Origin of the sequence: Algoriphagus sp. 4150, assembly GCF_031457395.1 — a bacterium.
Lineage (GTDB): Bacteria > Bacteroidota > Bacteroidia > Cytophagales > Cyclobacteriaceae > Algoriphagus.
This window is the reverse complement of record NZ_JAVDWS010000050.1, coordinates 1-7,115: the sequence shown is the minus strand read 5'-3', so window position 1 is coordinate 7,115 and position 7,115 is coordinate 1. Positions and strand designations below refer to the sequence as shown.

Here is a 7,115-nt window from a genome sequence, read left to right as displayed (position 1 = left end):
TTGACCAAATAACTCCACTTCTTCCTGACAACCAACCTATTGTCACCAGCTGTCAGTATATAATTTCGCTACTGGCAGAATCCCGTATATTCATAATGAATTTTTATTAAAAGAAGATTTCGACTACGCTTAACCGGACAATATTGTGTTGCCTTTCACGGAGTCCAAGGGCAATTTTAGGGTCAAAGTAAACACCGGTGAATCATGGGGTTATTGTAAACATACTTTACAATAACCCCATGCTCAAAGTCCCCACCAGCATGAGAATCTTGGCCATTGCGCTTAGTTGTGTGAAGTGGTGTTTTCGGTCTGCATGATAAATTCTGTACATGAAATAGACGAAAAAAATCCCCAGTCCTCCAAAATAGATGAAAATTATGGGTCTGTTTAATTCGAATGTCACCACTACTATCGCACAGACAAACACGGCTGCAATCAGGAAAATCACAGTTTTTGTTTTCCGAAATCCAATCACGATGGGCAAGGTGCGGCATCCGTGTTTTCTGTCTCCCTGCCGGTCTTCTATGTCCTTGAGGATCTCCCGAATGAGGTTGAGGAAGAAAGCAAATATGGCGTAGGTCAAAACCAATAGTTCGGACTTTTGAAAATAAAAGGCAATTACATAGATGGATACACCCGTGAGCAGTGCTACTGTGAAGTTTCCGATGAAGGGTTCTCTTTTCAGCTGGTTGCTGTAGAGCCAGAGCAGAAAAGCTGCGACGAAATTAATCAAACCAATGCTCGGACTTACTATAAATCCCAGTCCTACGGCAGTGAAATTCAATACGGTATGGAGTAGAATAACCACGCGTCTCTTGATCCCTTTACCTACTACCACATTTCGGGGACGGTTCACATAATCTATTTTGACATCGTAATAATCATTGATCATGTAGCCGGCTGCCGTGATCAACAGGGTGGAAATTACCAGCAGGTAAAGCTTATAGTCTTGAAGTACAGGCATACCGAACCTGTTGGTTTCGACTAAAAAATAAGCCGTCATCAGCTGTGCGAATCCCACCATCAGCAGATTTATAGGTCTGCTGATCCGAAAAAGTCCCCGGATGGAAATCATTCTGTCCACAGTCATGGTGTTCATACGTCAAAAATAGATTCAATTCCCGTCACATCTAGGGAAATATCCAGGTATCTGGAAATTAAACCCGGATTACAATGTTTTTAACTCCCTCTTTACCAATCAATCAACCACACTTTTTTACACTGGTACTACTTTAAACTCTTTTAAAGCCTTCAGCCCACTACTGCCTGTAAATCCAAACGGGCTATCCGTTAAGTCTTAAACCTGTTTGGTTAAGTCGCGCTATAGGGGAATTTTTCGCCGCATACATTCGTGCAGTTCAAAACATTAAATCAAAAAAAAAATGAAAACATCAACAAAATTTTTCCTTAATGCAGGGATAGCTTTTCTCTTTGCCGCATGCATGGTTTCCTGTCAAATGATTGACAACCTACCAATTACTTCCAATGAAGAAGTGTTCGACGCAGAATTGTTTAAGAATAATCTTAACGCTCAATTGGACGGTGCACGAGGCTATCAGTTTGTTATTACCAGAAACGGCAGGATCGCCGAAACAGAGGCGGTGGGAATAGGAGCAATCGGTCGAGCCGGTAATTTGCCGTCTAGTATCGACAGTTATGTCAACATCGCGAGTGTGACCAAAACACTGACTGCAACTGCAGCGCTTAAGGTTTTGCCCAAAGCGAAAGTAGATCTGGGCGATGCGATTGGTCCGTGGTTGCCGGATAGCTGGGATGTCCATCCTGATATTAGCCAGATTACTTTCCGTCAGTTACTCACACATACTTCGGGTATAAGATCAGGTAGCGGTAATTGGACAAACACACGAAACTTGGTGGCTAGTCCTATCACGGAGTCCAATGTGTACTCTTATGCCAATGCCAATTTTGCTTTGTTCAGGCTTATGCTTCCCAAACTGAACAACAAATCAGAATTTGAAAGCCAGGAAGGAAAAATGACTGCCGAAGCTTTCCAGTTTTGGATGAGTGCTGAGTACATCAAGATTATCCAGAATGAAGTAATTTCAAAGGCAGGACTGGGGGCTAGAGGATGCGTCCCTGTGGAAGGGAATACATTCCAGATGTTGAGTGAAGCTCCCTCCGGTTTGGTAGGAGTGAGTATTGGAGATTGGACAGAGTCTGCGGGAGGTGGAGGTTACTTTTTGACTACCCGGGATATGTCTAGAATTATCGTTTACCTCACTCATTCTGATGAGATCCTGACCCAAAACCAGCGAACTCAGATGGATACCGAACAATTGGGTTGGAACAGACGCTTTGCCGTGAAGGGCGGATTTGCACTTGGCCATGGCGGTGGATTGTACAACGATAACGACGGTTCCGGGGATATCAGTTTCGGTGATAGCGGGCTGCAGACCTTATTGATAAAATTTCCGGGTAAGATAGAGCTTGCGCTTTCCATCAATTCTGTGCCGTCTGACTGGAGAAATACCAATCAACTTGTGCAGACGGCATTCAATGCTTCCTGGGTTAAAAAATAGATTGTCAAACTTACACCTCCCGGAAGGCAAGTTCCAGTTGAATAAGCGTCCCGGTAGGATTTCCTGATTCATCTGTCAAATCCCGGATCATCAGGGGAAGAGTTTTACCGCTCGCTTGGTTGAATGCCATGATTCTACTTCTGGTAATGGACATCCCAAGTGAGCGTTTTCCTCTTTCACAATCAGAAAAAATGGGAGTAGAGTTGTTTGTACGTCCTGCCCCATCATCCAATACTGAGCAGTATAGTATCTCTTGGCTTGACTTTCTGAGAGATACAGCAACAGTTCCTTTAGCGCCTTTGGGAAGCAAGCCATGAATTATGGAGTTTTCGAGGAATGGCTGAATAAAGAAGGGGGGCACCAAAATAGTTTCAGGATCAAGTTTCTCATCAAGTTCGATCTCAAAAATTATAGCATTCCCGAAGCGTAGCTGTTCCAGAATGACGTAATGCCTGACCATATCGAGTTCCTCAGCAAGCGTAATGGTAGAGCCCAGAGAGTTTTCGAGCACTTTGCGTGTAAGGCGGGATAAACTTGTAAGGTATCTGGATGCCGTAGGAATGTCTTCCAGCTGAATAAGAGAATTTAGGTTGCTGAGACAGTTATTGAGGAAGTGCGGATTCATTTGAGCCCGCCAAGCACTGTCCTCCAGTTCACTCACCCTAAGCCGGTGGACTGCTTTGGAGCGACTGAACTTCCTTCGAAAATATACTAAACAACAACCCCAAGTCAACAAAACAGCACACCCAATAAAGAATAAAGAGTCTAACATTTAAAAGTATTTTAGCAATGAAAATACGTGATTTTAAAGAAAATTTTGAAATAAAAAGAGATTTAACCTTTCAACCCCAAGTTGGATGAAATCGAGCATGACCCAAGAGTCACACACTGGAATGATTATAATGCATGCGAGATTCTCCCGATCCGCCGCGGCGGACGGGACAGGCTATGTGGCCATTGAAAAACAAATTATAATCACATGAAATCGAGCATGACTCAAAAGTCACACAGAGGGATGATTATTCACCGTGCGAGATTCTCCCGAATCAAGTTCGGGACAGGCTATCTGACCTCTTAAAACAAAATATAAACAGATGAAACATATATTGATAATCGGAGCAGGTATCAGTGGGCTTACCACTGCCAAAGTGTTTTTGCAAAAGGGGTTTCTGGTGACCGTTTTGGAGAAATCTCAAGGGATCGGGGGCGTATGGCACAAAAGCAGATCGTACACCGGCGTAACCACACAGACTACCCGGGATGAATACGCATTTTCTGATTTTCCCATGCCCCGGGATTATCCTCTGTGGCCCACCGGCGTACAGGTAGAGGAGTATTTAAGACAATATGCCATTCACTTTGGGGTCATGCCCCACATCCGGTTTGGCACTTCGGTCCAAAGTATGTCTTACGATGGGTTCAACTGGAAAGTGCGGATAGGAGACAGTGAGACAGGTACTTTTTCCTACGTAGTAGTTTGTACGGGTACATTTCATGAATCATACACCCCCAAAATCCCTGGAATAGAATCTTTTCGGGAAGCGGGAGGAACAGCGTACCATTCCTCCGAAGTGACTTCCTCTGAACAGCTTGCGGACAAAGATGTAGCGGTGGTCGGATTTGCAAAATCAGCCACAGATATAGCCAATACAGCCTCAGAAATAGGGAAAAGCTGCACCCTGATCTATCGCAAGGCACAATGGAAAGTGCCGCGGTATTTTGGAAACCTAATCAATATGAAATACCTCTTGTTCTCCCGTTTTTCGGAGGCATTTTTCGAGTCTGGCAAGAAGACATGGTTTCAGCATATTTTGCACTCCGTAGGCCGTCCCTTTGTGTGGATGCATTGGCGCACACTTGAGTTACTGTTGAAAAAGCAATTTGAACTCAAAAAATGTGGCATGGTGCCCACCCATCGCATAGAGGATCAGATCAGCTGTAGTCTGGGGGTAGAACCGGTAAATTTCTATAAGAAAGTTGCCAATAAGGAAATCAATAGCATTTGTACTGAGGTGGATCGCTTTGAGGGGAGACAAATGATTTTGAAAAACGGACAGATCGTCCGGCCGGAGGTAGTGGTCTTCGGTACAGGTTTTCGGCAGCGTCTGCCATTCCTAAGTATCCATTATCAGGAGATGATCACTGACACCAAAGGGATGTATACGCTGTATAGAAATATACTTCATCCCGATCTTCCCAAGATGGGTTTTATAGGGTTCAATTCCAGCCTTTTCACCACCCTTACCTCGGAAGTGGCGGCACATTGGCTGTCTTCCCATGTGAAGGGAGATCTTATTCTTCCTCCCGTAGAAGATATCCTGCTGGATATTGAGAAAATGGCCCATTGGCGAAGTGAAGTCAGACCTATTGCCGCAGAGTTCAGCGGTCTCTGTGTAGCACCGTTCAACTTCCAGCATCTGGATGATATGATGAGTGATATGGGACTTCGAAGGCAAGCTTCTAGAAACTTTCTCTATGAATTCTTCAAGCCAATCAATCCAAAAGATTATAAAAAGATGCTTTCAGCCAAATCGAAGGCTATATAATGTTTTCTGTTTTGCTACCTTAGCCCTAGGGCAAAAAAATGATGAACTGCTTGAGAAGACATATACTTATTATTTCGGTGGTATTTCTGGCGTTGGGAATACGGACGGAGTTTGCGTCTGCACAACAAACTGACAGCTGGGCAGAAGTACAGCAAAATCAGGGAGGTACCATCACGGCACTCTGGTATGATATAGACCCTTTTATTTTCGAAGATCAGCAAGGCAACCTACAGGGAGTGGAATATGAACTGATGGAGTATTTCACTGAGTGGATCAAGACAACCTATGGATATCGTGTCCAGATAAACTGGAAGAATGCAACCAGTTTTGAAAATATCTACAGTGAAGTCAGGGATTCTCCTGCCCAGGGGCTTTTTGGCTGGTCATTTTTTTCTATCACCTCCGACAGAATGCGGGAAGTGAGTTTCACTCCACCCTACATGCCTGATATCAATGTGGTGGTGACCAATGAATCCATGCCGATATTTGAGAATGAGAAGGAGCTTATAGATACGCTGCCCTACCTTCAGGCGTACACTATGGAGCATACCGCTATGGAAGAGGATCTGACACTCCTTGTCGGCTCTGCGGCCACTCCTGTCTCACGTAAGTTTGATGATTATGAGATCCTGAAAAAAATCTCTGAGGACAAACGTGGGCTGGGCTATGTTCCCATGACAGTGTATGTGGTAAGTTTACAGAAGGGTATAAAAATAAAAAGGCAATATCTATTTGCTACCGAAAGGATAGGATTGGCTGGAATATTTCCTTCGGGTAGCGATTGGAAACCGATCGTAGATGAGTTTTTTCTGAGTTTCGAATGCAAAAGACTCGTGAACAACTTACTTTCAAAATACTTGGGTAGTGAGGTAGGAAAGATTATGATGGAAGGTCCGGGCGCCAATCCCGGAAAACAACGGGATGCGGAACTCGAACTGCTGATGAAAGAGCGTGAAATTGTATCCCATCGGTTGGCAAATACCCTGATAGAAGCAGAGCGGGACAAGATGCTCCGCAATGTCAGCATCTTGGTCATTGTCATCGCAATTATTTTTGCACTGCTGATGTACAACAGATTCAGAATAAAATCCCACCTGACCAAATTGCTTACCCAACGCAATGCGGTGATCGGGAAACAAAACAGAGATATCGAGCACATTAACCGAAGACTTCACATGCGGGTACTGCAAGCTCAGATCAACCCGCATTTTGTGTTTAACTCTCTCAATGACCTGCAGTTTTATATCAACAAAGGAGACACATCTGCTTCGCTGAGCTATGTGTCTAAATTTTCCCGATTTATCAGGGAACTCCTTAGTCAGGCAAATGAACCCGAAATCACATTGGCACAAGAGGAGAAATTCCTTAAACTATATCTTAATCTTGAGAAAATGAGGTTTTCTGATAAGTTTGACTTTACGCTCATTTTGGCGGATGGTACTCCAAAGGATATTTCAGGTATACCTCCGCTGATCATCTATCATTATGTGGAAAATGCCCTTTATCATGGTATTCTCAATAAGGAGGAAATGGGGGTTATTGATATTGTTTTTGGTTATGAAGCTCCCCATTTTGTCTGCACGATCACTGACAATGGCTGTGGTCGGGAGGCGGCTAAGCTGCGAAACCAAACCCGTGATAGCAACGACACCACACCCTACAAAGAGGCATTGCAGGATAGAATCAGAGTGCTGAACGACGAAGTCTCGGAACGTATCTCCGTAGAAATCCAAGACCTTGTGTCTCCGGATGGAAAACCTGCAGGCACACGGGCTGTACTTCGTATTCTTGTTAGGGCCCGTATGCAGGATTCTGTGGTATTGGACTATTGATTTTTGGAAATGAAATCGACACGATTAAAATCATCATTAAACACAGAGGGCTCCGCTAGCTGGCGGATTAATCGTCAAAGATTCCATCTGACCATAAAAAATCAATTATAAACAGATGAAATATCCATGACGGGAGCGCGACACACAGGGGCATGATTATAAATCCCGGCATCCACCATTTTCGTAGAAATCAACCG

At 44.1% G+C, this 7,115-nt stretch carries 5 protein-coding genes; 3 read left to right on the top strand and 2 right to left on the bottom strand.

What is annotated here, in order from left to right:
- Nucleotides 1-226: 226 nt before the first annotated feature.
- Nucleotides 227-1,099: a geranylgeranylglycerol-phosphate geranylgeranyltransferase gene (locus J2X69_RS24450; RefSeq protein ID WP_310109422.1), complete on the bottom strand. Its 873-nt coding sequence runs from the start codon at nt 1,097-1,099 to the stop codon at nt 227-229.
- Between the two features lie 283 nt (nt 1,100-1,382).
- Here J2X69_RS24450 and J2X69_RS24445 point away from each other — a divergent pair, with 283 nt between their 5' ends.
- On the top strand, nt 1,383-2,540 hold the full coding sequence (locus J2X69_RS24445; protein WP_310109420.1) for a serine hydrolase: 1,158 nt from the start codon (nt 1,383-1,385) through the stop codon (nt 2,538-2,540).
- A 10-nt stretch (nt 2,541-2,550) separates the two neighbouring features.
- Here the strand turns inward: J2X69_RS24445 and J2X69_RS24440 are convergent, their stop codons facing one another.
- Entirely contained in the window at nt 2,551-3,312 is a 762-nt protein-coding gene (locus J2X69_RS24440; protein WP_310109417.1) for a histidine kinase, read from the bottom strand.
- Between the two features lie 322 nt (nt 3,313-3,634).
- Between J2X69_RS24440 and J2X69_RS24435 the strand changes: the two genes are divergently transcribed.
- Both J2X69_RS24435 and J2X69_RS24430 read left to right on the top strand, forming a co-directional pair.
- Nucleotides 3,635-5,086 (top strand): NAD(P)-binding domain-containing protein, encoded by a 1,452-nt coding sequence (locus J2X69_RS24435; RefSeq protein ID WP_310109414.1) that lies wholly within the window; start codon nt 3,635-3,637, stop codon nt 5,084-5,086.
- Between the two features lie 50 nt (nt 5,087-5,136).
- Nucleotides 5,137-6,918, top strand: a complete 1,782-nt coding sequence (locus J2X69_RS24430) for a histidine kinase (RefSeq protein WP_310109412.1) — start codon at nt 5,137-5,139, stop codon at nt 6,916-6,918.
- Nucleotides 6,919-7,115 lie beyond the last annotated feature (197 nt).